The sequence below is a fragment of the Terribacillus saccharophilus genome (genome assembly GCF_002272075.1).
GTDB lineage: Bacteria > Bacillota > Bacilli > Bacillales > Amphibacillaceae > Terribacillus > Terribacillus saccharophilus_A.
This window is the reverse complement of sequence record NZ_NPBJ01000003.1, coordinates 352,194-378,010: the sequence shown is the minus strand read 5'-3', so window position 1 is coordinate 378,010 and position 25,817 is coordinate 352,194. Positions and strand designations below refer to the sequence as shown.

25 protein-coding genes are annotated in these 25,817 nt (G+C 44.0%); 4 read left to right on the top strand and 21 right to left on the bottom strand.

What is annotated here, in order from left to right; genetic code table 11:
• Positions 1-15: 15 nt before the first annotated feature.
• The 7 genes from CHH48_RS02600 to CHH48_RS02570 form a co-directional block, all read right to left on the bottom strand.
• A complete protein-coding gene (locus tag CHH48_RS02600; RefSeq protein ID WP_095217772.1) occupies positions 16-480 on the bottom strand; it encodes a flavin reductase family protein in 465 nt (154 codons plus the stop codon).
• Positions 481-636: 156 nt separating this feature from the next.
• On the bottom strand, positions 637-3,078 hold the full coding sequence (gene parC / locus CHH48_RS02595) for a DNA topoisomerase IV subunit A (protein WP_095217771.1): 2,442 nt from the start codon (positions 3,076-3,078) through the stop codon (positions 637-639).
• Between the two features lie 12 nt (positions 3,079-3,090).
• Positions 3,091-5,043, bottom strand: a complete 1,953-nt coding sequence (parE, locus tag CHH48_RS02590) for a DNA topoisomerase IV subunit B (RefSeq protein ID WP_095218077.1) — start codon at positions 5,041-5,043, stop codon at positions 3,091-3,093.
• A 447-nt stretch (positions 5,044-5,490) separates the two neighbouring features.
• Positions 5,491-6,915, bottom strand: a complete 1,425-nt coding sequence (locus tag CHH48_RS02585) for a protein adenylyltransferase SelO (RefSeq protein ID WP_095217770.1) — start codon at positions 6,913-6,915, stop codon at positions 5,491-5,493.
• Positions 6,916-7,002: 87 nt separating this feature from the next.
• The gene (locus CHH48_RS02580) at positions 7,003-7,431 is read right to left on the bottom strand and encodes a CoA-binding protein (RefSeq protein WP_095217769.1); all 429 of its coding nucleotides are present in this window, start codon (positions 7,429-7,431) and stop codon (positions 7,003-7,005) included.
• A 16-nt stretch (positions 7,432-7,447) separates the two neighbouring features.
• Positions 7,448-8,968 carry an ABC transporter permease/substrate-binding protein gene (locus CHH48_RS02575; RefSeq protein WP_095217768.1) on the bottom strand — a complete coding sequence of 507 codons (1,521 nt, stop codon included), beginning with the start codon at positions 8,966-8,968 and terminating at the stop codon, positions 7,448-7,450.
• Entirely contained in the window at positions 8,965-10,032 is a 1,068-nt protein-coding gene (locus CHH48_RS02570; RefSeq protein ID WP_095217767.1) for an ABC transporter ATP-binding protein, read from the bottom strand. The genes CHH48_RS02575 and CHH48_RS02570 overlap by 4 nt, the downstream gene beginning before the upstream one ends.
• 154 nt (positions 10,033-10,186) lie before the next feature.
• Between CHH48_RS02570 and plsY the strand changes: the two genes are divergently transcribed.
• The 3 genes from plsY to yidD all read left to right on the top strand — a co-directional run bounded on the left by plsY (position 10,187) and on the right by yidD (position 12,087).
• On the top strand, positions 10,187-10,789 hold the full coding sequence (plsY, locus tag CHH48_RS02565; RefSeq protein WP_095217766.1) for a glycerol-3-phosphate 1-O-acyltransferase PlsY: 603 nt from the start codon (positions 10,187-10,189) through the stop codon (positions 10,787-10,789).
• 115 nt (positions 10,790-10,904) lie between these two features.
• On the top strand, positions 10,905-11,837 hold the full coding sequence (gene folE2 / locus CHH48_RS02560; RefSeq protein ID WP_095217765.1) for a GTP cyclohydrolase FolE2: 933 nt from the start codon (positions 10,905-10,907) through the stop codon (positions 11,835-11,837).
• A gap of 4 nt (positions 11,838-11,841) precedes the next feature.
• On the top strand, positions 11,842-12,087 hold the full coding sequence (gene yidD / locus CHH48_RS02555; RefSeq protein WP_095217764.1) for a membrane protein insertion efficiency factor YidD: 246 nt from the start codon (positions 11,842-11,844) through the stop codon (positions 12,085-12,087).
• Between the two features lie 11 nt (positions 12,088-12,098).
• Here yidD and CHH48_RS02550 read toward each other — a convergent pair whose 3' ends face one another.
• From CHH48_RS02550 to acnA, 5 genes are all read right to left on the bottom strand, one after another.
• Positions 12,099-12,416, bottom strand: a complete 318-nt coding sequence (locus CHH48_RS02550) for a hypothetical protein (RefSeq protein WP_095217763.1) — start codon at positions 12,414-12,416, stop codon at positions 12,099-12,101.
• Positions 12,417-12,419: 3 nt separating this feature from the next.
• On the bottom strand, positions 12,420-12,839 hold the full coding sequence (locus CHH48_RS02545; RefSeq protein WP_095217762.1) for an acyl-CoA thioesterase: 420 nt from the start codon (positions 12,837-12,839) through the stop codon (positions 12,420-12,422).
• Entirely contained in the window at positions 12,836-15,088 is a 2,253-nt protein-coding gene (locus CHH48_RS02540) for an AAA family ATPase (protein ID WP_342747513.1), read from the bottom strand. The genes CHH48_RS02545 and CHH48_RS02540 overlap by 4 nt, the downstream gene beginning before the upstream one ends.
• Before the next feature lie 65 nt (positions 15,089-15,153).
• Positions 15,154-15,600, bottom strand: coding sequence for a TlpA family protein disulfide reductase (locus tag CHH48_RS02535; protein ID WP_095217761.1), 447 nt, complete (start codon positions 15,598-15,600; stop codon positions 15,154-15,156).
• Positions 15,601-15,691: 91 nt separating this feature from the next.
• Positions 15,692-18,400 carry an aconitate hydratase AcnA gene (acnA, locus tag CHH48_RS02530; RefSeq protein ID WP_095217760.1) on the bottom strand — a complete coding sequence of 903 codons (2,709 nt, stop codon included), beginning with the start codon at positions 18,398-18,400 and terminating at the stop codon, positions 15,692-15,694.
• Between the two features lie 245 nt (positions 18,401-18,645).
• On the opposite strand from acnA, the gene CHH48_RS02525 reads away from it, so the two are divergent.
• A complete protein-coding gene (locus CHH48_RS02525; protein WP_095217759.1) occupies positions 18,646-18,771 on the top strand; it encodes a small acid-soluble spore protein P in 126 nt (41 codons plus the stop codon).
• A 40-nt stretch (positions 18,772-18,811) separates the two neighbouring features.
• Here the strand turns inward: CHH48_RS02525 and CHH48_RS02520 are convergent, their stop codons facing one another.
• The 9 genes from CHH48_RS02520 to CHH48_RS02480 form a co-directional block, all read right to left on the bottom strand.
• Positions 18,812-19,918, bottom strand: coding sequence for an ATP-binding protein (locus tag CHH48_RS02520; protein WP_245840288.1), 1,107 nt, complete (start codon positions 19,916-19,918; stop codon positions 18,812-18,814).
• A 188-nt stretch (positions 19,919-20,106) separates the two neighbouring features.
• Positions 20,107-20,580: a CcdC family protein gene (locus CHH48_RS02515; protein ID WP_095217758.1), complete on the bottom strand. Its 474-nt coding sequence runs from the start codon at positions 20,578-20,580 to the stop codon at positions 20,107-20,109.
• 29 nt (positions 20,581-20,609) lie between these two features.
• Positions 20,610-20,933 (bottom strand): response regulator, encoded by a 324-nt coding sequence (locus tag CHH48_RS02510; RefSeq protein WP_245840302.1) that lies wholly within the window; start codon positions 20,931-20,933, stop codon positions 20,610-20,612.
• Positions 20,934-20,943: 10 nt separating this feature from the next.
• Positions 20,944-21,417 (bottom strand): Na(+)/H(+) antiporter subunit B, encoded by a 474-nt coding sequence (locus CHH48_RS02505; protein WP_095218074.1) that lies wholly within the window; start codon positions 21,415-21,417, stop codon positions 20,944-20,946.
• A 54-nt stretch (positions 21,418-21,471) separates the two neighbouring features.
• On the bottom strand, positions 21,472-22,167 hold the full coding sequence (locus CHH48_RS02500; RefSeq protein ID WP_095217756.1) for a cytochrome c biogenesis CcdA family protein: 696 nt from the start codon (positions 22,165-22,167) through the stop codon (positions 21,472-21,474).
• An 83-nt stretch (positions 22,168-22,250) separates the two neighbouring features.
• Positions 22,251-22,664 (bottom strand): YndM family protein, encoded by a 414-nt coding sequence (locus CHH48_RS02495; RefSeq protein ID WP_095217755.1) that lies wholly within the window; start codon positions 22,662-22,664, stop codon positions 22,251-22,253.
• Between the two features lie 170 nt (positions 22,665-22,834).
• Positions 22,835-23,584 (bottom strand): nucleotidyltransferase domain-containing protein, encoded by a 750-nt coding sequence (locus tag CHH48_RS02490; protein WP_095217754.1) that lies wholly within the window; start codon positions 23,582-23,584, stop codon positions 22,835-22,837.
• Positions 23,585-23,753: 169 nt separating this feature from the next.
• Positions 23,754-25,175 (bottom strand): serine hydrolase domain-containing protein, encoded by a 1,422-nt coding sequence (locus CHH48_RS02485; RefSeq protein ID WP_095217753.1) that lies wholly within the window; start codon positions 25,173-25,175, stop codon positions 23,754-23,756.
• 385 nt (positions 25,176-25,560) lie between these two features.
• Positions 25,561-25,782, bottom strand: coding sequence for a YneF family protein (locus CHH48_RS02480; RefSeq protein ID WP_038560474.1), 222 nt, complete (start codon positions 25,780-25,782; stop codon positions 25,561-25,563).
• Between the last annotated feature and the right edge of the window lie 35 nt (positions 25,783-25,817).

Here is a 25,817-nt window from a genome sequence, read left to right as displayed (position 1 = left end):
CCCTGCTCCCTTTCCTTATGTCGCTTTGATTTCTCGGTAACTGCCTCCAAAATACAACACAGGATCACCATCACGCAACACCAAGTCTTCCACTTCTCCAATCAGGATAACATGGTCACCGGCTATCACCTTATCGACTACTTTACAAGCTAGATTAACAAGAGCACCCTCAACAACTGGAACTTCTTGCAGCTTTGTGATCGGAACAGGATTCTCCTGCTCTTTCTGCTTGGCGAATACCATGCTGACATCTTTTTGTTCATCTTTTAAAACACTTACACCGAATGAAGGATTAGTTTGCAAAATATCATATAAGGACGCCTTTTTATCGATTGATACGGCAATTAGTTTCGGTTCCAGTGATACTGACATAAAAGCGTTCACTGTCATCCCTTTTACCTTTCCTGCGACCTCGGTTGTAACAATTGTAATGCCTGTTGCAAATTTCCCCATTGCATCTCTAAACGTTCGATTATCCATTCTGCTCCCCCGTTCATTTTGCTATACGTAAAACTATACCATGTAAAATGCGTCGCCTGTCAATTATTCTATCCTAGCCAAGTCCGTCTTGTGCAGCAAAAAAGAAAAAGAGAGGCTATCAGCCTCTCTAGTTTACATAATAATGTTATCGTCTACTTATACTTTATCTTGTGGAAATGCAATGTCGTATATGGCTTCCGGATATGTGGAGATAACTTCTCCGTGCTTATCTGTATCCAAAACATAAGAGCCATTGCTATAGCGGTCATTTGCATTCAAATTCATCGGCTCGAGAATGTGATCTTGCTTATCCTTCGTTTCCATATGAATTGTCGCAGCCTGCTCCAATACGTAGAAACCGACAATTCGATGCGGGTTCTTCTTCAGCTCACGGAGCATGACAACACCGCGTTTCGCTCTGCCAGATGGTTCAAATTCCTTCAGTTTCATCCGTTTTGCAGAACCTCTATGTGTGATGACAACAACACTTGGCGAATGTTTCAGTTCGAATGCTTGGGCACCTACAATATACTCGCCTTCTTTCAGCTGCATACCTTTGACGCCTGCTGCACGTATTCCGATCGGGCTGACTTCTTCTTCAGTAAACCATAAACCATATCCTGAATTAGTAGCCATGAACAGCTGCTTGTTTCCATCTGTAAGGGACACATGACAAACTTCGTCGCCCGCTTTCAGATTGATAGCAGTTAATGATTTGTTCGCTCGTGTTGCTTCATAAAGCTGGAGCTCACTTCGTTTCACAGAACCATTTTTTGTGAAGAAAACAAGGTAACCGCCCTGCTTGAAGTCACGAACCGGAATGCTGGCAATTACTTTCTCATCCTTATCCATGCTCACGATATTGGCTAAATGCTGCCCTTGATCCTTCCAGCGGATATCCGGCAGCTCATGCACAGGCATGAAACTGAACTTCCCTTTATTCGTGAAGACGAGAAGCTTATCAGTCGTATTGATTTCCTGCAAACCGATCAGATGATCCTCTTCCTTGATCGCCAGATCCTCACCATTAGAAGCCTGATAGGAACGAAGACTAGTACGCTTGATATATCCGTCATGCGTAACAGTGACGAGAACTTCCTCTGATGCAACCATTACTTCTAGATTGATTTTCAGTTCTTCGATTTCATCCTCGATTTCTGAGCGTCGATCTGTATGATAAGTCTTCTTGATTGTCCGAAGATCTTGCTTGATCACTTTCAGCAATGTTTTTTCGTTCTTCAAAATATCCTCAAGCTTCTGAATCTGTTCATCCAGCTCCTGCGCTTCACGCTGCAATGCTGTAATGTCCGTATTTGTCAGACGATATAGCTGCAAGTTTACAATTGCCTCTGCCTGTGCTTCCGTGAAGCCGTAAGCTGCCTCGATCCGCTGCTTTGCATCGGCTTTGTCCTTGGAAGCACGGATAGTAGCAATTAATTCGTCGAGAATAGAAATCGCTTTGATTAATCCCTCAACGATATGCTTACGGTCCTTCGCTTTCTGTAAAGCATATGCAGATTGTCGCGTGACGACTTCTTTTTGGTGGCCGATATAAGCATCAAGCAGGCTCGCCAACCCTAGCAATTGCGGCGTTCTATCCTTGATTGCCACCATATTAAAGTTATAAGAGATTTGTAAATCAGTATTTTTGTATAAATAATGCAGGATACCTTGAGCATCTGCTTCCTTTTTAAGTTCAACTACAATTCGCATTCCGGTACGGTCCGTTTCGTCCCGAACCTCAGCGACACCCTCGACTTTGCGGTCTAGCCGCAGCTCGTCCATCCGCTTGACGAGATTCGCTTTATTCACTTCAAAAGGAATTTCATCGATAACAATTTGTTGTTTACCGCCTTTAAGGTCCTCAATGCTCGTTTTTCCGCGGACGATGATTTTACCTTTGCCGGTTTCATACGCTTTCTTGATTCCGTCTACTCCCTGAATAATACCGCCTGTAGGGAAATCCGGACCTTTCATAACGGTCATCAATTCTTCTACTGTTGCATTCGGCTTATCCATGCGCATGATAACAGCATCGATTACCTCGCCAAGATGATGCGGCGGGATTTCTGTCGCATAACCAGCGGAAATTCCAGTTGATCCATTAACGAGTAAGTTTGGGAACTTAGCAGGAAGAACAGTAGGTTCCGCGTTCGTATCATCAAAGTTCGGAACAAAGTCGACTGTTTCCTTATCGATGTCCCGCAGCAGTTCAGAAGCAATGCTGGACAGCCTTGTTTCTGTATAACGCATCGCAGCCGGCGGATCACCATCAACACTTCCGTTATTCCCATGCATTTCAATAAGCACGTTACGAACTTTCCATGTTTGGCTGAGTCGAACCATTGCTTCATAAACCGAACTGTCTCCGTGTGGGTGGAAGTTACCGATTACAGCACCAACCGTCTTGGCAGCCTTCCGAAACGGTTTATCATGTGTGTTTCGCTCATCAAACATTGCGTATAAAATCCGGCGCTGCACCGGTTTCAAACCATCTCTGGCATCCGGCAGCGCCCGGTCTTGAATAATATATTTACTGTATCTGCCGAATCGGTCTCCGATGACTTCCTCCAATGGCAGATCCAAATAGTTTTCCAAAAGAAATCCCCCTTAGTTGTGCAGCTTGTCGTTTTCGAGGATATTCCCGTCTTCTTCCATACCGAAAGCGACATTACTCTCGATCCATTTACGCCGTGGTTCTACTTTGTCGCCCATTAGCGTCGTGATACGACGTTCAGCACGAGCAAAGTCCTCGATTGTTACACGGATGAGTGTACGAGTGGCAGGATCCATCGTCGTTTCCCAAAGCTGATCGGCATTCATTTCACCAAGTCCTTTGTAACGCTGGATCGTATAGCCATTTTTTAAATCCTGGACGATTTCACGCATCTCTTCATCGCTCCAGGCATAGCGGATTACTTCTTTTTTGCCTTTACCTTTTGAAACCTTGTATAAAGGCGGCAGGGCAAGGAATACTTTGCCTGCTTCAATCAATTCCTTCATGTAACGGTAGAAGAAAGTAAGGAGCAGGATTTGTATATGTGCGCCGTCTGTATCAGCATCTGTCATGATGACAACCTTGTCATACTGCACATCCTCCAATGCGAATTCTGCCCCTACGCCAGCACCTATTGTATGGATGATCGTTGAGATCTCCTCATTTTTCATAACATCGTGCAGCTTGGCTTTTTCCGTATTGATTACTTTACCGCGAAGTGGCAGGACAGCCTGAAACTTACGATCACGCCCCTGCTTGGCAGAACCCCCGGCAGAATCACCCTCTACCAAATACAATTCATTTTTCTGTGGGTTGCGGGATTGAGCTGGCGTAAGCTTTCCGCTCAATAGCGTATCCTTGCGTTTCTTCTTCTTTCCACTGCGGGCATCTTCCCGAGCCTTTCGTGCAGCTTCGCGAGCTTCTTTAGCCCGGATTGCTTTTTTCACAAGCATGATGGAGATGTCGGGATTTTCGGATAGGAAATAAGAAAGCTTCTCCGACACGAGTGCATCGACTGCAGAGCGCGCATCAGAAGTACCAAGCTTGCTCTTAGTTTGTCCTTCGAATTGAAGCAGTGCTTCTGGTATTCGGACACTGACAATCGCTGTCAATCCTTCTCGGATATCGGTTCCTTCCAGATTCTTATCTTTTTCTTTTAATAAGTTATTACGACGAGCATACTCGTTGAATACTCTGGTCATACCAGATTTGGCGCCTGCTTCGTGGGTTCCGCCGTCCTTTGTCCGGACGTTGTTGACGAAGCTGAGCATTGTTTCGGTATAGCCGTCATTAAATTGGAATGCGAAGAAGACTTCAATATCTTGCTGTTCACCTTCGAAGGCAACGACAGGATGGAGAGTATCTTTCTCCTCATTCAAATAGTCGACGAAGGACTGTAGTCCATCCGGATAAAGATAGGTCTCTTCCTTATCGCTGCGCTTATCTACAATATGGAACGCCACTCCCTTAAGCAAGAAAGCAGCTTCGCGCAAGCGCTCAGCAAGCGTGTCAAAATTGTAGCTAGTTACAGAGAACATGGATGGATCCGGCTTGAAATGGATGCCAGTCCCTGTTTTCTTTGTTTTCCCTTGTTTCACAAGTGAAGTAGCAGGTTTCCCGCCATTCTCAAACCGCTGGGTGTAAATATTGCCATCGCGGTGGATCGTTACTTCGAGCCATTCGGAAAGAGCATTTACAACAGATGCACCAACACCGTGCAATCCTCCGCTTGTTGAATAGCCGCCCTGGCCGAATTTTCCGCCAGCATGCAGTACAGTGAAAATGACCTCTGGAGTAGGCCTACCGGTAGCATGCATGCCCGTCGGCATCCCGCGGCCAAAGTCTTCAACAGAAATACTGTTATCTTCATGAATAGTCACATTGATTTTGTCACCATGGCCTGCCAGTGCCTCATCCACACTATTATCGACAATTTCATAAACTAAATGATGCAATCCCCGGCTGTCAGTACTACCGATATACATGCCGGGACGCTTTCTGACCGCTTCAAGTCCTTCAAGCACTTGAATAGAGTCATCTGAGTAATGCGATGCTTGTTTTGCCAAAGCCACATCGGCTCCCTTCTTCGAACAAAAAACTGTTTCCAAGTCATTCTTCCGTCAGTATCGCTGGAAAACGACAGTACGCTATGTTCATCATAACGCAAACATATGTTTGTGTAAACTAGCCCCCATGCTTAGCAGAGTCCAGTGTATGCCTAATTAAAAGTAGCAGAATAATGCCAGTCAATCAATCCACATTTTGGGATTTCACATATTTCCTCGTCTGCTAGAGGCGATTTTCGCTACATTTTCAGCCTTTTTGCATGCTTTCTTATAAAACTTACGAAAATAGCTTCTAGTTTCAGATTGATGCAGTGACGAGTGATTTTGATAAAAAATGACGATAAGCTGATGTATCATTATGGCTTTGCAGTAAAAGCATTATTCACTATATTGTCTCTTGTTCTCAACTTCCTATATATGTATACCTGCCAAGAGGCAGGCAGAATATCATGTTCCACAAAATGTCTGAAACGGTTCTTCTGGTTCTGGCGGGTCTTCTGTATATTTTGGATCAATAGACGTATCACCGTAAGGATCGGAAACAATCTCACAAAGTCGATTAAACAACGTGTAATCGCCGTTTCCTGCAGCCTCTAATGCTTCTTCCACCAAGTGATTTCGGGGGATCACATTCGGATTAAAACTTCGCATCATCTCATGAGCAGCTTTGATTCCTTCTGAAGCCATTCGATCTTCCCAGCGCTCTTTCCATGAACGGAAGCCTTCTGCTTGTTCCATTGAAGCTGTGTCCCCTGTGGTCAATGCGCGAAATGTATTCGTGTAATCCACTTCTGCTTGCTCCATCCACTCCAGCAAATCCTCAACGAGGGCTTCATCGCCATCTCTTACATTTACTATACCGATTTTCCGGTACATAATGTCAAGCCATGATTTTCTGTATAAACGCGGAAATTCACGCAAAATATCCTCAGCTTTCTTCACAGCTTTTTCTGGTACTTCATCGAAAAGCGGAAGCACTGCTTCCGCAAAACGAGCTAAGTTCCAGGCTGCAATCGGGGGCTGATTGGCGTATGCATAACGCCCTTGGACATCAATTGAGCTGTATACTGTCATCGGTTCATACCTATCAAGGAAGGCACACGGTCCGTAATCTATCGTTTCTCCGCTAATCGTCATATTGTCCGTATTCATCACACCGTGGATAAACCCTACACTAACCCACTTAGCAAGCAGTGCAGCCTGTCGTTCCACAACTGCTTGGAAAAATTGCACATAGGTATCTGGCTGATCTGCAATCTCTGGATAGTGACGCTTTATACTGTAATCTGCCAAAGCCTTCAGCTCAAGCTCCGAACAAAATCTTCTTGCATATTCGAACGTCCCAACGCGAATATGGCTTGCAGCTATCCTAGTAAGTACTGCACCGGGCAATTCGGTTTCCCGGTAGATAGGTTCACCTGTTGCAACAACAGCCAAGCTGCGTGTTGTCGGGATACCAAGCCCATGCATTGCTTCACTGATCACATATTCCCTAAGCATCGGCCCGAGTGCTGCACGACCGTCACCTCCTCTGGAATAAGGCGTGCGTCCTGCGCCTTTCAGCTGGATATCCACTTTCTCCCCTGACTGGTTTTGCCATTCACCCAGAAGGATAGCCCGTCCGTCACCAAGCATTGTGAAATTGCCGAATTGATGACCTGCGTATGCTTGCGCGATCGGACTTGCTCCCTGAGGAAAAGTGCTGCCCGCCAACGTATCGAGTACACCTTCCTGTTGGATTCCTAGATGCGCTGCTAGCTTTTCGTTCCATTTCACCATCTTCGGTTCACTGACCGGATTAGGTTCCATCTTGGTGTAAAAAGCTTCAGGCAATGCCGTGTAGGAGTTATGCAATTTACCATCTAAGTCCATGTTTATTCCTCCTTTTATCATCTGCATTAGTTCTAGTATACGCTAATGATACAAGAACCCCATCTGCAAGGAGCAGATGGGGTAAAGTCAATTGCGTGTAGGTCCAACAAGCACACTATGAGCGACCTTGATGCATAGATCCATCAAGACCGTAAAACCTTCCTGTTCTAAATAAGAGGCCGCTCCTTCATCGTAGACACCTTGCTGGGTCCAAAAGATACGGGCATTCGTCTTGCTCGCTTCTCTTGCTAATTCTGGCAGAAATTCTGACCTACGAAATACATTGATAATATCAATCTCATCAGGTACATCAGCCAAACTCGGATAAGCTTTCTCGCCAAGAACTTCGGTCACGTTCGGATTGACGGGGATAATCTTATAGCCAGCCTGCTGCATCGCCCGAGATACACCATAAGACGTGCGGGCCGGGGAATCGGACAAACCCACTACCGCAATCGTCTTCGCGTTGACTAGTATGTCACGAATCTGTTCATTTTCTGGATTCTGAAATGTCATTTTCATGCCCCTTTCCTTAGAGTAAACCTTCCTGCTCGAGGAATTCTCTTGCTACATCCTCTGCCTGTTTCTTTTCGAAATCGACTTGGTAATTCATCTCTGTCATTTGCTCATCTGTTATCTTACCCGCTAGCTGCCCCAATATGTCAGCAAGCTCTGGGTATTCATCAAGCGTCTCCTGACGCATCAGCGGAGCGCCTTGGTATGGCGGGAACAGGTTTTCCGGATCGTCCAATGTGACAAGATCCAAGTCTCTAATATAACTGTCTGTCGAATAGGCATCAATAATATCTACATCATCAGCTTCAATCGCTTGCTGACGTATACCAGGATCCAACGTACTCAGCTCACCAAATTCGACTCCATAGAGGTCCTGAATACCTAAATAGCCGTCTTCCCGATCACTGAATTCCAATGTGAATCCAGCTGTCATCTCATCATCCATTTTGCGAAGGTCCGCAATCGTCTGTAAGTCGTTTTCTTCTGCAAATGATCGCTTCACTGCAAGTGTATACGTATTATTGTACGCCATCGGCTCCAGATATGCCATGTCGTACGATTCACTCATAGCATCTTTCGCCTGCTCGTACACTTCCTGACCGTCATTACTTTCTGCTTGTTCCCCTGCTAATGTTACTAATGCAGTACCGCTGAATTCCGGATAAATATCAATACTGCCGCTTTTTAACGCTTCAAACAGGAAGTCTGTTTTTCCTAGATTCGGTTCCAATTCAACCTGCAAGTCTGACTGATCCTCAATAAGAAGTTTATACATATTGATCAAAATGGTAGGCTCTGCATTCAGTTTCCCGCCGATTACAAGATCAGGCTGGTTATCTTTTGCAACCACAAACGGTGTAACGACACCGATTATAGCTACGAGAAGCAATACAGCCAATGATTTGAAGCCAAACTTTCGGCTCGTCCGCTCGAAAATTCGTATGACCAAATCCAACAGAATAGCAAGCAAAGCTGCCGGAATCGCACCAAGCAGAATGAGATTTACATCACCGCCACGATCAATTCCTAATAAGATTAGTTCTCCGAGACCGCCGGCGCCAATTAAAGCAGCAATAGTAGTAGTCCCAACAATCATGACCATCGCAGTCCGTATACCTGCCATAATGATCGGCATCGCGAGCGGAAGCTCTACTTTGCGAAGACGGCGGAAACTGTTCATCCCCATTCCTGTTGCTGCTTCCTTTAAAGCCGGATCCACTTCAGCGATACCGGTATATGTATTGCGAAGTATCGGAAGAAGTGCATAAATGATAAGTGCTACTACTGCAGGCTTTGTCCCAATGCCTATCAATGGAATCAAAAAAGCCAAAATAGCGAGACTAGGGATTGTCTGCAGAACTGCTGCTACTGCTATAATCGGTTCAGCCAGCTTTTTGGAGCGGCTGAGCAGGAGACCAAGCGGTACTGCAATTGCTATACTGATAAGCAAAGCAATGATAGATATTTGCAAGTGTTCACCTAAAGCTGTCCAAAAGGAATCACTTCGCTGCTCGAATACGTCTAAGAATGCGTTCATTGTGTAACCACCCCGTTCTTGACTTCCGTTTTACTCGCTAGATACGTGAGTAGCTCCTGCTGCGTAAGTGTACCAATCAGTTCATTGTTCTTCGTGACAGGAAGGATGCTAGTTCCGGTATTTTCAAATACACTGACTGCTTCCAATACATTCATGTCATTTGGAATTTCCATGACATTTTGCTGTTTGCCATGCTCCACCGCACACAATACTTGTCCGTCATCACTTGATAGAATATAAGCTTGCTCCGAGTCAAAATTGCCTTCTTCGTATGCCGTTTGTGTCAGAATACGCGAAACTGTTTGGGAAGCTACAATATCTACCGCAGTCTGCCACGGTGATTTTTTATCTCCTATAAAGTTGCGGACGAAGGAATCACGAGGCTCGAGTATCAGTTTCTGCGGTGTATCCACTTGGATGATTTCACCAGCATTCATGAGACAGATCCGATCACCCAACGCTGTTGCTTCATCAATATCATGCGTTACGAAAACAATCGTCTTCTTAATCTGCTTCTGTAATTTACGGATATCCTTTTGCAGCCCTTCTCTGCTGATTGGATCCAATGCACTGAAAGGCTCATCCATCAGCAAAATTTGCGGATCGGCAGCGAGGGCTCGAATCACTCCGACTCGCTGCTGCTGGCCACCGGATAGTTCAGAAGGCTTCTTTTTCATATAGATGGAAGGCTCCATCCCCACCATCTGCATTAATTCTTTTGCACGATCGTGAATTTCTTTCTTCTTCCATTTTTTCATTTCTGGAACAACAGCAATGTTTTCTTCTACAGTCATATGCGGAAATAAAGCAATCTGCTGCAGAACATAGCCGATATTCCAACGCAGTTCGTGTATGTTGTATTCTTTCAATTGTTTTCCGTTTATGTATATATCACCTGCTGTTGGTTCAACAAGCCGGTTAATCATTTTCATCGTCGTAGTCTTGCCGCAGCCGCTTGGCCCTATGAGTGTGAGAAGTTCCCCCTCCTTTATCTCCAGATTGAAATTTTTGATGGCCACAGTTCCATCGGGGTAAGTCTTTTGTACGCCTTTGAATTCAATCATATCTTCACCTCGTATTATGTACTACGTGTTCTCATACCCTTGCACGTAGGGATTTAATCCTATACTATATAAAAAGTTATGCCCTTCCATGATACTTCGTGCTAAAATGGATAAGCAAGTAACAGGAACGTTTTGTTGTTAAAGGAGAATGTATATGGAATACGTGTTATTCATCCTGCTCGCCTATTTGATCGGTTCAATTCCATCTGCCCTGATTGTCGGAAAAGTAGGCTACAATATAGATGTAAGAGAGCATGGAAGCGGTAATCTTGGTGCGACAAACACATTCCGGATACTCGGGAAGAAAGCCGGAATAATTGTTTTGATTGCAGACATCTTGAAAGGGACAATCGCCACTATTTTGCCCGTTTTGTTCGGGTTCGACTTATATCTGCTCGTCATCGGTCTTGGAGCGGTCATCGGACACGTTTATCCGGTATTCGCCCGATTCAAAGGCGGAAAGGCTGTTGCGACTTCAGCTGGAATTATACTAGGCGTAAATGCCTTGCTGTTCGCCATTATTATTGCAAGTTTCGTCATCGTGCTGCTCATCAGCAAATATGTGTCTCTTGCTTCCATGACAGCAGGCATTGTCGGCGTTGTTGTCTCGCTCTTTATTACACAGGATATCGTGCTTTCTATCGTTCTCGGATTGCTGGCTATATTCATCCTCTATAAACATAGACAGAATATTGTCCGTATCATCAGACGTGAAGAACCGAAAGCGTCATTCCTCGTGAAAAACAATTCCAAGTAAGCAGCGGGATTGTTTTTTTCATTTTCCCGGATTACTCGGTTCAGACAATTGAATTGCGAGCTTAGCATCGGGTATACTTTAAGCTAGTCCATGCGACTTTGAAAGGAGTACAATTATGCAACACCTACACACACTAACTAAAAAACAGCTGCCATCAAAGGCAGAACGTCATAAATTGTTCGGCTCCGTTGTGCCAGGCAAGAAGACGAAACCAGAAAACAAAGCCGATATGGCTGACTTACAAAATACGAAAAAGAACTTTCTTTTCCATATAGATGCAGTCGGCATTGCGAAAGTAAAACATCCGATCCAAGTGATCAGCAATACGCGTCCTGCTATGCAGACCACAATCGGAACGTTCGAATTCACCTCCAGCATACAGCAGGATAGCAAAGGTACGAATATGAGCCGGTTCACAGAACAGCTAGATTTGTATCATAAGAACGGATTTACTGTATCAGTTAAAAGCTTACAGACATTCGTTGCAGAGCTTGCAGACCGCCTGAAACAAGAGGATGCGCGTGTTAAAGTGACATTTCCATGGTTCTTTGAGCGAAGCGGCCCTGCTTCCGGTATGACTGGATTAAATCATGCGGATGCTACGCTTGAAGTAGCTTATGACAAACATACCGGCTTCCGCACGACAGCTAAGCTTTCCGGCACAGTGACAACACTATGTCCATGCTCGAAAGAAATCAGCGAATACAGCGCACATAACCAGCGCGGCATCGTCTCCATGGAAGTGCAGTTGACAGATGCGTTCGATGAAGACGTTCGTGACTGGAAAGAAGACTTGCTCGAAGCTGCCGAAAGCAATGCGAGCGCACGTATTCACCCTGTCCTGAAGCGTCCGGATGAGAAAATGGTTACCGAAACTGCCTACGAAAACCCGCGCTTTGTCGAGGATATGGTCCGTCTTGTTGCAGCTGATTTGTATGAGCTCGATTATGTGGAGAAATTCACTGTATCATGCAGTAACGAAGAATCCATCCACCTGCATGACGCTGTAGCCACATTAAGCTACGACAAACGCGACGAAGAGGAGTAAGCAAATGGACAAGGTATTTTTAGCCTTGATCCGTTTCTATCGCCGATTTATCAGCCCTGTAACACCGCCCTCCTGCCGTTTTTATCCGACATGCTCTCAATATGGGCTGGAGGCAATCAAGCAGTATGGTGCATGGAAGGGCGGCTGGCTCACTATTAAACGTATTTCTAAATGCCACCCTTTTCACCGTGGCGGATTTGATCCTGTGCCTGGTACAACGTGTGAGCACCATCATGAAAAAAAGCAGTAATCCCAAAAGGATTACTGCTTTTTATTTTGTAAGAGCTGAAATCTCTCCAGCTGCTCCCATTGCTGTTCTGCCTGGAGTATACGAAGCTGATAGTCACCGATTAGATCGAAATGCAGCAGTTCCTCATGCTCATCGATCCAAGCTTCCTGCAAACCATACTGCGCTCCCCAATCTATCAGCTTCTGCCGGTCGGCACAGCCTGCTTTTGTCACTGTCTTTGCTTCAGGAAATCGCGCGTCCAGCCAATAGTGAGTCAAAAAAGCTATCTCCCCTTTGCGTACACGCTCCTTCCATATTTTCAGTTCATTACGCCTGATCCCAAATGCCATCTGTTATGCTTCCACAGCTTTTGAATATGCAGCATGCCATTCCGGCAGGGAACGACGAATGGACACCGGACGGAAGGTTTCCTTTTTCACGACCGTATGAGTCGACGTTCCGGAAACACAAAGCTTACCCTCTTCATTTTTGATTTCGTAGCCATACATCGTCCGAATGCCATCATAAGAACGAAGCCACGTTTCCACGACCGGCTTTTCTCCGTACCGAACAGGATAATGGAAATTCAATTTTGCATCCACAACTGGGGAAAGAAAGCCGTCATCCTCCATTGCTGCATAGCGCAGGCCTAATGTCTCAATAAAGTCGGTTCGACCAATCTCAAACCAAACGAGGTAATTCACGTGATACACAACGCCCATTTGATCGGTCTCTCCGTATCTTACATTTATTTCTGATGTTGATTTTTTCATAAAGCACTTCTCCTAACCATTTCCCAAGCATTTTCTATATCTTTCTTCTCGAGCACATCCATTTCCGTCTGCTCTTGGGCTTCTACAAGTCGAAGTGACTGGAACTGGATTGCTTCGTCCAAGAGATTCGTAACGAATCTGGCATTACCTGCTACTGTTACTGCATCAAGCTGATTTTTCAGGAAAGCTTCCGCTTCTTCTGAAAGTGTATACGCATAATTTTCCATTGCATGCTTAAAGATCGCGACGAGCTCTTCACTATTATAATCTGGGAAGATAAAATACTTCTTAAAACGAGAAGCAAGCCCTGGATTACTGTCGATAAATTGCTTCATCTCCTGCTGATACCCAGCAAGAACCACTACCAAGTTTTCATTATGCTTCGTCATCTCATCTACAAGCGTGTCGATTACTTCTTTTCCAAAGTCTTGTGAACCACGAAACAAGCTGTACGCTTCATCAATGAATAATACTCCGCCAAGCGCATCACGGATGACTGTTTTTGTTTTCGCAGCTGTTTGGCCAACATAACCCGCCACCAAATCGCTTCGCGAAGCAACGACCAAATGTCCTCGCTTCAGCAATCCGCGCTCTTTCAGGATAGCAGCGTAGATTTTAGCAATCGTCGTTTTACCCGTTCCAGGATTACCAGTAAAAACAGCATGCAGCTGAATTGGTACTGCAGGAGATCCTTTACTTTTTCGCGCCTGCTGAATTTGAACAAAAGAAGATAATTTTTTCACTTCTTCCTTTAAAGATTGCAGACCGATCAGCTGTTCCAGCTGCTGCAAGGGCTCTGATTCATTTTCGTTCTGTTTTGGATCTTTCACATCTTGCTGTGACAGTGTCATATGATCAATCCAGGAATCTGTCGTCAGCTTTCGATCAGCTCCTTTTTGGAAGATGATCCGAAGCACGATATCCCTTACAGTTCGGGCATTCCCGAATGTCTCGTCTACGCGTGCTTGTTCGATATTATCCTTCACAAGACGCAGCGCTTCTTCTGTAAAAAAGAAATCATTCGCTAGTGCCGTATTCTCTGCAATCTGCAGAAGTTCCTCTGTCTCGAAGTCCGGAAGCTCGATGTAATTCTGATCCGGAATTCTGCTGCGAAGACCCGGATTAGCAAATAGAAACTGACGGGTCTCTTCAGGATAACCAGCAAGAATGACTGCGAATTTTCCGCCATATTCACCGCTCGTCATACTGTAAACAAGGGTATCGATCACGGCCTGTCCATAATCATTTCCGCTCTGTCCTTCTCGTTTCAAGCTATAAGCCTCATCTATGAACAACACGCCTCCAATTGCCTGACGCACATAGTTTGTCGTGTTTTCCTCACTCTGACCAAGATACGAACCAACCAAATGGGAGCGGTTTACTTCGACAACATGATCAGATTCTAACAGACCAAGCTGATGATACAGCTTAGCCAGCAATCGAGCTATCGTCGTCTTACCCGTTCCGGGATTGCCCGTTATGACCATATGAAGACCCGGTTCATCTACCATCTGGAATCCAAACTGTTTTCTCTCCTGCTGATACCGAAGATAATGGTAATAGTCGTGAATGTATTTCTTTACATCACGCAGACCGATCAGCTCATCCAGCACTTCTAGCGGACGGCTCTCGCTCGCTTGACTCAAAACATCAGGTAGCGCTTCCTTTACAGCTGTCAGGGATTTCAATATTTGCAGAACTGTTGCGTTCATGGCTGTAACTGGCGAACCTGTCTTTCTATTTTCAATCGTGTCAATTGTCTGTTCCAGCAGGACAAGCAAATCCTCCAATTCCTCATAAGAACGGTTATATGCCGATGTAACTTTGCTGGCCCCATCTACTCTGCGCGGATATGCCTGTAATGCATCCGTCAGCTGACTGTGCAAGGATTGAGACTTCTTTAGTTTTGCAGGATCGAAATCCGTTTCCCTTATCGACCATACTGGTAAATCTGTGTCCATCAATGCTTGGTAGTATTGATTCACTTGTGCGAATTGGTCGATCTCCATCACGATTGGGTGAGTCCGCTCAGATGCAGCGAGCAGCTGTCTGCTGATTGGATCCTGCTTATGCACGCGCATAATCCGGTAAAAAGCGATGATACGATACAAGCCTTGTCTTAAGTCTTCTTCCTCTGTATCAAGCTCTGATGCCATACGTAACGCCTCTATCTCTGATAGAGGCGGTGAGATGTCCATTGAACTCCATGCAATCACTTGTTCGGTCAGGGTTTTCTCTGTCTGTGCCACAAGTATGCCCCCTTTTCTACCATCATTTTAGCATACTACAGCCAGACAGGTGAACTGGTGGAACTTTATTTGACCCATTCCTCCAGCTGTTTCTTTGTCACAGGTCCAGGGATAACCCGCTGTTTACCGGATTTGTCCACGATGATTGTGAAAGGTACTGCAACCTGGCGGAATTGATGCGCTACAGTACCTTCCGTATCCAGATAAACCGGTACTTGAAGTGCACTTTTTTGTACAAAGGCTTTCACTTGCTTCTCGCTCCGCTCACTCTTAGTAGCATTGATGCTATACACACTCACCTTTTTACCCGCTGCAGCATGAAACTCCTCCAGTTCCGATAAATCCGACAGACATGTATCACACCATGTTGCCCAATACATAATTATTACAGGCTTTCCCTCTGCATGTTCAATCAGAGCTTCGACCGATTCTAATTCAACTGCATCAGCTTGTACAATGGACGGAAAGACGAACAGCATAAGACATAAGAGAAGTAATCCTCGTCGTTTCATAATAAATTCCCCCTTCGCCGTTTATTTTGGGCTAAAGAGAAACAAACTAACCAAAAAAGAAGCAGCCATCTCGGCTGCTTCTGACAAGTTCTTATGCATGCTGTAATTTGTTACGCAATACCATGTTCAAAATACCGCCATGACGGTAATAATCGATCTCCACTTCACTGTCAAAACGCGCTACTGCTTCAAATTCGGTTACTTTGCCATCTTCGGCAGTTGCCTTTACTTTGACAATATCTCGAGGAGAAACATTTTCATCAACTGAAACGTCGATGCTCTCACGGCCTGTTAAGCCAAGAGATTCCGCACTCTCACCTGGCTGGAACTGCAATGGCAGTACACCCATCATGACAAGGTTGGAACGGTGAATCCGCTCGAAGCTCTGAGCAATGACAGTTTTAATGCCAAGCAAGTTCGTACCTTTAGCTGCCCAGTCACGAGAGCTTCCCATGCCGTAGTCTTCCCCAGCAAAGATAGCCAAACCAGTCTGATCAGTTTGATATTTCATTGCTGCATCATAGATCGGCATTACTTCATCTGTCGGCCAGTAAGTTGTGTAACCACCCTCTGTACCTGGTGCCAGCTGGTTGCGGATACGGATGTTTGCAAATGTACCGCGCATCATTACCTCGTGGTTACCTCGGCGGGAACCATAGGAGTTAAACTCGCGAGGTGTAACGCCTTTATCCTGCAAGTATTTACCTGCCGGCATATCTTTCGCAATTGCACCAGCTGGAGAAATGTGGTCCGTTGTCACGGAGTCGCCAAACTTCCCTATTACACGCAATCCTTGTAAAGGCTGCACTGTGCCGCTTCCTCCAGAGATGTTCTCAAAGAAGGTAGGATTTTGGATATAAGTAGATTCCGAATCCCACTTGTAAAGCGGTTGGTCTGTTGTGTCGATTTCATTCCATTTTGCATTGGAATTGAAGACATCTTCATACTCCTTGCGGAAGATTTCCGGTGTAACAACCTCAGCAACTGCATCCCGAATTTCTTTGTGAGTTGGCCATAGGTCTTTGAAATAGACTGCTTTTCCGTCTTTATCCGTTCCAATTGGATCATTATCCAAGTCGATATCTACTGTACCTGCAAGTGCATAAGCCACAACTAGAGGCGGTGAAGCCAAGTAGTTAGCTCGCACAAGCGGGTGGATACGACCTTCAAAGTTACGGTTACCAGAAAGCACAGATGCAACCGTCAAATCGTTAGAAGAAATCGCTTCTTCAATTTCAGGAGACAACGGTCCAGAGTTACCGATACATGTCGTACAGCCGTACCCTACAAGCGTGAAGCCTAATTGGTCAAGATAAGGCGTCAGACCTGCATCATCCAAGTAACGTGTTACTACTTTAGAACCTGGTGCAAGGGATGTTTTCACATACGCAGGCACATTCAGACCTTTTTCAACCGCATTCTTTGCAAGAATCCCAGCTCCAAGCATAACGTATGGATTAGATGTATTCGTACAGGAAGTGATCGCAGCAATTGCGACAGCACCTGTTTTCATCGTGGTTGTCTTGCCATCAGGATGGTGTACATCAACCGATTTATCGAATTCACTCTTATCAAGTCCGAATCCTTGGTTGCCAGATGGTGCAGTAATGGAATCAACGAATGATTTCTGCATTCCAGAAAGCGGAATTAGATCCTGTGGACGCTTCGGACCAGAAAGGTTCGGCTCCAATGCAGAAAGGTCGATTTCCACCAATTCTGTATACTCAGGATCACGCGTATCTGGTGTGTACCAGAAGTCGTTTTCCTTCGCATACTTTTCAACCAAGTCGATTTGTTCTTGGCTTCTGCCTGTCAAATGCATGTAGTTCAGTGTTTCTTCATCAATCGGGAAGAAACCGCATGTCGCTCCATATTCCGGCGCCATATTCGAGATTGTCGCACGATCAGCAAGTGGCATATCCGCAAGTCCCGGACCGAAGAATTCCACGAATTTTCCGACCACGCTCTTTTGACGGAGCACTTGTGTCACCTTCAGCGCCAAGTCGGTCGCAGTGGAACCAGCTGGCATCGTACCTACGAACTTGACTCCAATTACATCTGGAGCCGGGAAGTAAGATGGTTGTCCAAGCATACTTGCCTCTGCTTCGATACCGCCAACGCCCCAGCCAAGGACACCAAGTCCATTGATCATCGTCGTATGGGAATCGGTACCAACCAATGTATCAGGATATGCAGTGTACGAACCGTCTGCATCCTCGTTACCATGGACGACATTCGCTAAGTATTCCAGGTTAACCTGGTGGACGATACCAGTTGCAGGCGGAACAGCACGGTAGTTATCGAATGCTTTCTGCGCCCAATTTAAAAATTCATAACGTTCTTTGTTTCGCTCAAATTCCAATTCCATGTTCACTTTCAGCGCATCTTGCGTGCCATACTTGTCAACCTGTACAGAGTGGTCAATGACAAGATCCACCGGAATCTCTGGATTGATCCGATCTGCATCTCCTCCAAGATCAACCATCGCTTTCCGAAGGGAAGCGAGATCCACGACCGCCGGTACACCGGTGAAGTCCTGCAGGATAACACGGGAAGGCTTGAATGGTACATCGGTGATGTTCCCATTCCCCCAGTTTGCTAAGCCTTCTACATGCTCGTCCTTAATTGCAAAGCCATCATGCTGACGGATCAGCGATTCAAGCAGTACACGGATGGAGAATGGCAAACGGGATACTGTTCCGAGGCCTTTCTCTTCAAGCGCTTTCAATTGATAGTAATTGTACGTCTTTCCGTTTAATTCAAACTGTTTCTTTGCGTTGTATGAATTATTTCCCACCATCGTATGAACAAACCCCCTTGTGAATTAGCCTGCCCTATCACAATCTTATGATAGAGCAGCACGAGCTAACATCGATTTGCACTTTTTATTCTAAATGAAAACGATTCATAAGTAAATTAATTAAGAGCAAAAAACACGCGTAAAATAGGGAATAGTAGCGCATTTTGCGCTGTACCTATAGATTTTGATAACGCTCGCATAAGGCTTTCTGTGGAAGGAATAATAGGTACTACGGAGGTGAGAAAATGGGCGATCAGAAAGGGAAACAGCGTAAACACCCAGAAAAGGTGAATGAGCCGTTGAGCGGGTCTAAAAAAGTAAAAAACAAAAATCATAGCAGACAGAAACATAATAGTCATCACGACATGTAAAAGAAACATGGCCTCTTTTTCAAGAGGCCATGTATAAATATTATAAGCTAATTGGCAGGGAAGCTCTGAACGTGCTCCCCTTCGTGTCATTGCGAAGGATATCCAGTGCACCATTATGCTTGTCCAGTATTTGTGTACAGATCATCAAACCAAGACCCGTCCCTTCTTTCTTCGTCGTAAAGAAAGGCTCCTTGAGCTTAGCAAGTACTTCGTCCGGGATTCCTGGTCCCTCATCCACTACGTCTACTATACAATCTTTACCCTCTTGTCGCTGCCGAATATCAATCTTACCGCCATGCGGCATTTCTTCAAGTGCATTCTTTATAAGATTGATAAATAGCTGCTTGATTTGAGATCGATCACAGAGAAGTTTGCTATTTTCCCCTTTTTCGAAACTAATCTGGACATTCTGCAGACGCGCCTGAGAATAAAGCAGTGTGATGACATCCTGCAGCATTTCATGAATCGTTTCCGGTTCTTTGTTTTCTGCTACCGGCTTTGAAATGAATAGAAGCTCAGATGTGATTGTTTCGATTTTCTCTATTTCTTCAACCATGATCTGGTAATATTCTTCTTTGCGGCTGATTCCGGCCTGAATGAGTTGGAGGAAACCTTTAAGACTAGTAAGCGGATTACGTATCTCGTGCGCAATACCTGCTGCAAGCTGTCCGGCCACGCTCATCTTTTCCGAACGGAACATCATCTCTTCTATTTCTTTCTTATCGGACACATCCTTAGCCACGCCGATGTAATAAGGCACGCCCTGATCCTCTGTCAAAGAGATGCTCGCTTCCATCCAAATATGCTTGCCTCGGTTATCCAGTACTGTCAGATGAAATCGTTGCGGCCATTCTGTTGTAGTCTCGAACCTATTCCGTAAGACAGGCACGTCACATGAATCTAAATACGTCAAAGAAGATGTACCGACCACTTCTTCAGGCAAATAGCCAAGCAGCCTTGTAATCGACGAAGATGTATAGTGAATCATCCCTTCGTAGTCACAGACGAAAACTATATCAAATCCGTTTTGATCGATCCATTGCAGCATCGGTACAGGAAGTTCAGCCAAAGAATGTGGATCAAAGCCCGTCGGATTAAATGAAGCCGCTTCTTTCTTTTTCTCTGTCTTATAGTCGTCTTCGTTCAAGCTCCTTCGCCCCCTTTTACGTGACATTGTTCGTGCAACTATGTATGTATAAGTCCTTTTGTTAAGTATGTTACTACAATTATAGAAAAAACAAAACGTCCATACCACGATTTTCCTAAAACTTGTATAGACAAAATCATTATATGAAAAAAGACCTTCTTACTTGGAAGAAAGTCTTTTGACAACCATCAGGTGATTTGTAAGCGTCTCTCAAGCCGTTTGTACTTCCAAAACATCGCAATCCGCCAGGAAACAATCATACCGAATGCAAGCAGGAAGAACACACCGCCCATCTCCCCGATTTCAATCGTCTGACCGATAGCAACCTTCAACAAGACCCGAACAAACACGAGTCCAACAATGATTACTGCGAATGCTTTTGATGGCTTGAGAAAAATCTGTTCGTCCCGTACCTCAAAATTAGAGGTTAAAATCAAAAGACTAGAGAAAATAATCCCAGCTCCGATTGAGAACCATACTTCCCACCATGGCACACGGAACACTGGAAAAAGAAACATTAACGCACCAGTACTCATGAACAACGGCGGCAAAATGATCTTCTTCGCCGTCACCGGTCTGGCAGCTGCTCGCATTCGAACCATTGCAACAGCCAGACCCATACATGCAACCAGGATAGTACTAATGATAACAGGTAATGTCATACCCTTACCTTCTTTCAATTTACATTTCTTTAATTGAGAATGCGTTCTACTGTCTCTATAACCCTTGCATCTTCGAATGGCTTCGTAATGAAGTCCTTCGCGCCAAGCTCGATCGCTTGCATGACAATACGCTGCTGCCCCATGGCAGAGCACATGATCACTTTTGCATTTGGATCCTGCGTGATAATCTCTTTTAATGCTGCAAGCCCATCCATGTGCGGCATTGTAATATCCATAAAGACGATGTCAGGATCAGTTTTCCGAAATTGCGAAACAGCCTCGTGTCCGTCAGCTGCTTCTCCGACAATCTCATAATTATTTTCGGTAAGCAGGCCACTCAATGTTTTCCGCATGAATTTTGCATCATCTACTATTAGTATCTTTGCCACTTACATTCTCCTCACTGCTTGAACGATCTTGTGCGATTGACAGAATGATCGTCAGAGCTATACCAACAACGGTAAGATAGACCCCTAGATCAAAAAACGTCGCTGTAGCCAATTCCAGCTCCCCTAATACAGGCAAGTGGATATACGTAAACGTATGGCTCAGAAATGGCTGTCCAAATAGGAATGATCCTACACTAGTCAGGATAGCGATAAGCACACCTGTTATTGTCAAAATACGATAGTTGATTGGCAAGATCTTGCTGACCGTCTTCATGCCATAAGCCATATACATAAGCACAAGAGCAGCAGCAGTCCCAAGTCCTCCTATGAAGCCTCCACCCGGAGAATTATGGCCTGAAAAGAACAGATAGACCGAAAATCCGAGCAACAGAAAAGAGATGAGCACGGTTGTTGTTTTGAAAATAAGATTATTCGGTGAAAATTCCACATTCGACACCCTTTCCTTACATATTCTAAACTACTTCTCTCCTTTTTTCACGATTTAAAAACCGTAAAAGGAGAAAAAACTGGCTAGATAAGAAGTAATCTTTGTCGTTAGATCAAATAAAAGCAGAACACCTATCAGAATCAGGAAATATCCACTTATTTCATGGAGGATTTTTCCGGTTCTTTTTAATTTTTGCAAACGTGATCCAAAGAATCCCCAAATAAAGAAAGGAATACTGAAGCCTAATACATAAGCTGTCATAAGCGGAACAGCCCCGAGCGGCTGCAGTGCAGCGCTAGTCATGATGCCCGCTAAGATAGGACCCGTACAAGGCGTCCATCCCATTGCAAAGGAGAGACCAATCAGAAGCGACCCAGCATATCCAGGTGGCCTGCTTTTAAAACGAAGCAAGGTTTTAGATGTCTGCCACCTTCCTCCTAGCAACCCTATCTGCAAAGCACCCAGCATTATCAGAATGATTCCCCCGAAAACTCGTATGTACGACTGATATGTAAAAAGCCATTCAGATAATGCGAGTGCGCTGTAGCCAAGCAGCAAAAAGATCGATGAAAAGCCAATCAGGAAGAAAATCGTATGCAGAAACCATCCGGAAGCATGCTTTTCTTTTTCAGGTGAGCTTGGATTGACACCTGCTAAATAAGACAGGAATGCTGGATAAAGAGGAAGTACACATGGTGAAAGAAAGGAAAGGAATCCAGCAGTTACAGCCAGCAATATGGTCACTTCCATGAGAATCCCTCCTGTTAAAACACTTGTAAGCAAAAGGAATCCCTTAAGAGGGATTCCTAGCTTAGTCTACAATATAGCATAGTTTAGAACATACCAACAGTTTGTGCATTACGGTCCTTAATTACACGATTATTAACATACCGATGGAAAACCCACTCACCGATCCCGATAACGACAGTAGCTATCAGAGATGCTAGGATTACATTATTATCAGGTTCCAGCAAAGCACTTCCAAGTGCCCATAACACAATAAAAGTCAGAACCGCATCACTCACCGTCGCAATAGCATTCCGCTTTGGATAATCTCCGTTCGGCTTACTTCGATCTCCAGACCTGCTTAAAACAAGCAAATCACCAATTACGTAGGCTGCCAGTGTTAAGACAGCGCTCATAATCAGCACAGCCCCTACTCCTGCATCGAAAATAAGGGTGAAAACAACCAATAAAACAGCAAGAATCATGATGAACTTAATCAATAGTGCTTTCACATGTTTCATTTTGTTCACTCCTTTTTTCTTTCAAATACCATTATCACTGCAGTTTTAAACCTATTTGTTTGTATTTAAAGTGTTGCCAGCTTCATATGTTTCATACCTTGGCTTTCATTAAGAGGCTTATCCATTAAGGATCATCAACGCTGTTTTGGTATCATAATTTTTATAATTCTTCATCTAATTTCTATCGCTGAAGAATTAATCCTAACTAAAAGCTGATTTATTGCATTATAATCCGGCTTGTCAGGAAGTGGTGAATGCTCTGCTGCTTGTTTAAGATCACTATCTAACGACTCTATAAGCTCTTCAGCTTCACCAAAGGAATATTTACCATTTCTACAGTCGAGCAAAAAGCTGCGGTTTGGTCTGTATGTGCTAAAGTCACCTGTCTTCAATATCTCAATAGCGCTTGTCAGCAGCCTCACACTATGCATAAAGAACTTCGTGTCATATCCATAAAGATCAATCAAGTCTTGTCTGCCGGATCTGCTATCATTCCTCTGCTTAAGCTTTTGAATCTGAGAGTTAGCATATCCTCCGAACTTCTTTTGTATTTCTTTTGAAAGGAATAAATGCCGATTATCTATTAATTGCTGTCCCAAGTCTGTTTTTATTATGTACTGCTCGTTGTTCAAGAATAATATTTCAATATTGTTGGGCACACCGACCATAGCGTCCTTAACGAACTTCGTGATATGAATAATATTGATATCTACATCGTCTTTCGTATTTTTAAAGTTCTTGCCTCCACTGCTGTTGTATTCGTTGAATGATTCCAGTCCTAAGAAGTAACTCACTGGCGGGATGCATATTCCTTTATAGTCTTTATCCGAGTCCTCCGTATTAGTGCCATATGCGTAACTGCCTGTTGGAGCTAAAATGATGGTTCTTTCTTCGAGCCATTCATGACCGATGGATTCCATCTCTTTACCATCCCCTTCCTAATTCAATAACTAGTGTTATCAAAATATGCACAATAAAAACTTATGATCAATTTATACTTAGTCGCATTCCAATAAAAAATGGATATTAAACATCAAAGAAACCATTTTTCCCGCTAAATTTCTCAGCAGAAAAAGTGGTTCCTGGATTTTATTTCTCTATCTTTGGAATCTGGCGTAATACAAATTCAATGCGATGAATCTTCTTGTCGTTATCTCTCACAAACCGAATCGTAGAATCCATTTCTCTTAGGGTAAGTAAAAACTGATCATCTCCAATAGGATCAAGTATTACAACAGGCATTCCAGCGGTTGCTAGATGCAGCCTTCCATCCTCTACATAAAATTCATTCATCATACCGTCACCTGATATGAAAGTACCCTCGTATTCCTTTAAACTTTCAAGAGATAAGTCTACAGTCCCCACGTTTAAGTGTGATGCATCGATGTTTTTGTCCAAATGCTGTGTGGAAAATGCGCTGAAAAGCAGTTTCGAAGATGGTGCCCCAGCTAAGTTTGCAAGAGATATTCCAGAAAGATTGAGTTCAGGCAGGATATTCATTTGAGCCGTTACCCCTTTAATATCTCCGCCATGATGAATAAGTTTATATCCAAAGAAATCTGGAATGATTGTTAAACCGTAACCATAAAAACTCCCATGCGCACATTTTATGTGTGGTGTTGTCATTAACTCCACACTTTCAGGGGACAGAATACGTGTACGACCAACCTCTCCGCTGTTCCGAATAATTTCTGTAAACTTGAGCATGTCAGTTACTGTCGATTTTAAAAATCCTGCTGCACGCATTGCTGGAGCGTCCCAAGGATTATTGGATCGGAATACAATTTCTTCGCCATCTTGCACTCGCATGTCATATAAAACAGCTGTATCTTTATAGTCATTCTTATATTGAAAACCACTGTTATGCATACCAGCAGGCTCTAAAATATTTTCTTGCACATATTGTTCGTATGGCATACCACTTACCCGTTCGATTATTGCACCTAAAAGGGCATAGGCATCATTGGAATAACTGAATTCAGTTCCTGGCTCTCCAAGAAGTGTAAATTCTGTATTTGCGATAGAATCCATTAAATTTGCGTATGTATCAATTTCAGGAATCGCATCCAAAGGACTACCTTGTTGCTGCTCTCCCCCGAATTTCGGGTCCTTTTCCATACTTTTCTTAACAGCGGCTATTAAAGTAGATAGTGGCGGCAGACCTGATGTATGTGTCAAAAAATGGTGAATCGTCATTTGTTTTGTTTGCACTTCATTTGATGTCTTGAATTCTGGCAAATACTTGGTGACAGGATGTTTGACCGACAGTTTTCTTTTCTCTTGTAATTGAAGTATGGCAGTAGCTGTAAACGCCTTTGTTATGGAACCAACTCCAAAAACCGTATCTGCTGATAATGGTAGTTCGGCTTCCATGTCACGATGTCCAAACTCTTTCTTATAACTCAATTCACCATCCTTGGCTAATCCAATCGCAAAACCAGGTACTTTGTATTTTTTTAAAATTTCATTGCTGTATCGTTCGAAATCTCTGACTCCTGTTTCTTGTTTCATGAGTTGAACCCTTCTCTCTTTTCTGTATCTAGGTTCATTTTAAGCAATTCAGGTTGATTTTCCATCGTTCCATAGAATGGAACTCTCTAAGACTTCAGACTGATATTTTGACAAAGACTTTAGTGATTTAATACCTCTCTTTTCTGACTGACAGGAAAATATAAAGGTGTTTATATTTCTCTTCTTGTTCATCATAGTTTTCTTAGTTTAATCTCGTGTGTGACATGATGAAGCTTTATTAAACAACAAAAAACCACTCATTCTACTTAGTATTAAGCAGAAAAAGTGGTTCCTGGATTTTAATTACTACTATCAGCAATCATATCCCTTGTTTGCAATGCCAAATCGCCAACTTGAAACGTCAAAGCTATATAGAAATAATTGCTTATTTACCTTGTTGGTTATTCATTGCGCGCATCATTTGGTTAATTTTCTTTTGTGATGGTTTTTGACCCATTTGCATCATCATTGTACGAAGCATCTGTTCATTAATTGGCGGGTTCTTCTTAAGATAGTTCATCATGTACTTTCTGGCAATGAAAAATCCTAGCGCAACGCCGATAATCAATGCAGCCAGTGCTATAAGTACGACCCAGATCGGACTCATATTGGCTTCCTCCTTCAAAATATCTCTAATCTAGT

Bases quoted from the DNA above. Each gene is read 5' to 3' on its own strand.
- yidD (WP_095217764.1), top strand. From the start codon at position 11,842: ATGGACAAGGTATTTTTAGCCTTGATCCGTTTCTATCGCCGATTTATC.
- CHH48_RS02515 (WP_095217758.1), bottom strand. From the start codon at position 20,580: ATGACATTACCTGTTATCATTAGTACTATCCTGGTTGCATGTATGGGT.
- CHH48_RS02570 (WP_095217767.1), bottom strand. From the start codon at position 10,032: ATGATTGAATTCAAAGGCGTACAAAAGACTTACCCCGATGGAACTGTG.
- CHH48_RS02510 (WP_245840302.1), bottom strand. From the start codon at position 20,933: ATGCGGAAAACATTGAGTGGCCTGCTTACCGAAAATAATTATGAGATT.
- CHH48_RS02575 (WP_095217768.1), bottom strand. From the start codon at position 8,968: ATGAACGCATTCTTAGACGTATTCGAGCAGCGAAGTGATTCCTTTTGG.
- CHH48_RS02500 (WP_095217756.1), bottom strand. From the start codon at position 22,167: ATGGAAGTGACCATATTGCTGGCTGTAACTGCTGGATTCCTTTCCTTT.
- CHH48_RS02485 (WP_095217753.1), bottom strand. From the start codon at position 25,175: ATGAAACAAGAAACAGGAGTCAGAGATTTCGAACGATACAGCAATGAA.
- CHH48_RS02545 (WP_095217762.1), bottom strand. From the start codon at position 12,839: ATGAAAAAATCAACATCAGAAATAAATGTAAGATACGGAGAGACCGAT.
- acnA (WP_095217760.1), bottom strand. From the start codon at position 18,400: ATGGTGGGAAATAATTCATACAACGCAAAGAAACAGTTTGAATTAAAC.
- CHH48_RS02600 (WP_095217772.1), bottom strand. From the start codon at position 480: ATGGATAATCGAACGTTTAGAGATGCAATGGGGAAATTTGCAACAGGC.
- CHH48_RS02580 (WP_095217769.1), bottom strand. From the start codon at position 7,431: ATGACATTTCAGAATCCAGAAAATGAACAGATTCGTGACATACTAGTC.
- CHH48_RS02535 (WP_095217761.1), bottom strand. From the start codon at position 15,600: ATGAAACGACGAGGATTACTTCTCTTATGTCTTATGCTGTTCGTCTTT.
- plsY (WP_095217766.1), top strand. From the start codon at position 10,187: ATGGAATACGTGTTATTCATCCTGCTCGCCTATTTGATCGGTTCAATT.
- CHH48_RS02480 (WP_038560474.1), bottom strand. From the start codon at position 25,782: ATGAGTCCGATCTGGGTCGTACTTATAGCACTGGCTGCATTGATTATC.
- CHH48_RS02525 (WP_095217759.1), top strand. From the start codon at position 18,646: ATGGGCGATCAGAAAGGGAAACAGCGTAAACACCCAGAAAAGGTGAAT.
- CHH48_RS02550 (WP_095217763.1), bottom strand. From the start codon at position 12,416: ATGGCATTTGGGATCAGGCGTAATGAACTGAAAATATGGAAGGAGCGT.
- folE2 (WP_095217765.1), top strand. From the start codon at position 10,905: ATGCAACACCTACACACACTAACTAAAAAACAGCTGCCATCAAAGGCA.
- CHH48_RS02490 (WP_095217754.1), bottom strand. From the start codon at position 23,584: ATGGAATCCATCGGTCATGAATGGCTCGAAGAAAGAACCATCATTTTA.
- CHH48_RS02585 (WP_095217770.1), bottom strand. From the start codon at position 6,915: ATGGACTTAGATGGTAAATTGCATAACTCCTACACGGCATTGCCTGAA.
- CHH48_RS02495 (WP_095217755.1), bottom strand. From the start codon at position 22,664: ATGAAACATGTGAAAGCACTATTGATTAAGTTCATCATGATTCTTGCT.